This is a genomic window from Streptomyces sp. NPDC058964, assembly GCF_042741275.1.
Taxonomy (GTDB): Bacteria; Actinomycetota; Actinomycetes; order Streptomycetales; family Streptomycetaceae; genus Streptomyces.
On record NZ_JBHYKH010001003.1, the window covers coordinates 1 to 1,238 of the forward strand.

The following is a 1,238-nucleotide window of genomic DNA, read 5'->3' on the forward strand; positions in this document are numbered from 1 at the left end:
CGATCATGGTGTTCTTCGCCTTGATGCCGATGGACAGCGCGACGAACGCGATGACGCCCATCGGCCCGTACTTCGACTGCACGAGCTGCTCGAACCCGATGGCCAGAGCGGCGACGACGATGGCGATGAGCGGCATGGTGGACCCCCTGTTCACCGTGGCGGCCAACCCTCTGAAGGTTTGACCACGTTGCTCAAGTTGGCTGCCAACTTCACTGTAGTTATCTCCGCTTGGGTGCGTCTCATAACCACCTTCCGATGAACTGCCCAAAGATGGCGAGAAGTTGTAGTGTTTGGTCGTGGAGCCGGAACACGTCCTCGTCGACGGCCTCAAGGGACCGCGGCGGCCGCAGAGGACACACCGCGAGGTGGCCGACGAGCTGCGCGCCCGGATCAGGTCCGGCCGGCTGCGGGCGGGCCAGCGCATGCCCACCCAGGCCCAGTTGGCCGACGAGTTCGGGGTGGAGCGCGGCACCGTCCGCCAGGCCCTGCGCATCCTCCAGTCGGAGCGCCTGCTCACCAATGTGTCCAAGGGGAGCCCGGCGACCGTCGCGCCCGATCCGGACGCGGCCCTGACCGGCCCGGCCGCCCTGCCCGCGCCCACCACGGTCGCCCTCGCGCCCCGCATCGCCGAGGCCTTCGCGTCCCCGCACGTGGAGATCGACGCCCTGTGCCTGACCTCGGTCTCCCTCACCCTCGCCCTCGGCGAACCCCTGCGCCAGATCCACGCGGGGCGGCGGAAACCGGCCAAGATCGACGTACGCGTGCTGCTGCCGGGCCGGAACATCGACCTGGCCTTCCCCGTGGCGGTGGCCGGCCGAGGGGACGACGACGCGGTGCACGAGCGGTGGCTGGCCATGCGCAACGCCCAGGGGCAGGTGCTCCAGCACAACCTGCTGGGCCTGCGGGCCACGCACGGCATCGACGTCAGCGTCTCCTTCCGCGCGCTGCCCTTCACGCCGCCGGTGAAGCTGTACCTGCTCAACGGCGCGGAGGCCCTCTTCGCGTACTACACCCTCAGCCGGCGTGAACACGAGATCGATCACGAGCCGATGGAGACGTACGACGTGGAGGGCATCCGTTCGACGCTGTTCGCGTTCGGGCAGGACGGGGGCGTGCGGGATGCGGTGTTCGTGAAGCAGTCGCGGCTGTGGTTCGACGCGCTGTGGGAGACGATCAGTTCGGAACTGCTGCTCACGACGTGATCACAGGGCGGGGCCCGCGACCAGGAGGGCCAGCAC

The 1,238-nt window shown here is 68.9% G+C and carries 1 protein-coding gene; it reads left to right on the forward strand.

Features of this window, described 5'->3' with window-relative positions:
* The first annotated feature begins 290 nt into the window (after positions 1 to 290).
* Positions 291 to 1,202, forward strand: a complete 912-nt coding sequence (locus ACFW2E_RS47190; RefSeq protein WP_384478428.1) for a FadR/GntR family transcriptional regulator — start codon at positions 291 to 293, stop codon at positions 1,200 to 1,202.
* Positions 1,203 to 1,238: the final 36 nt, after the last annotated feature.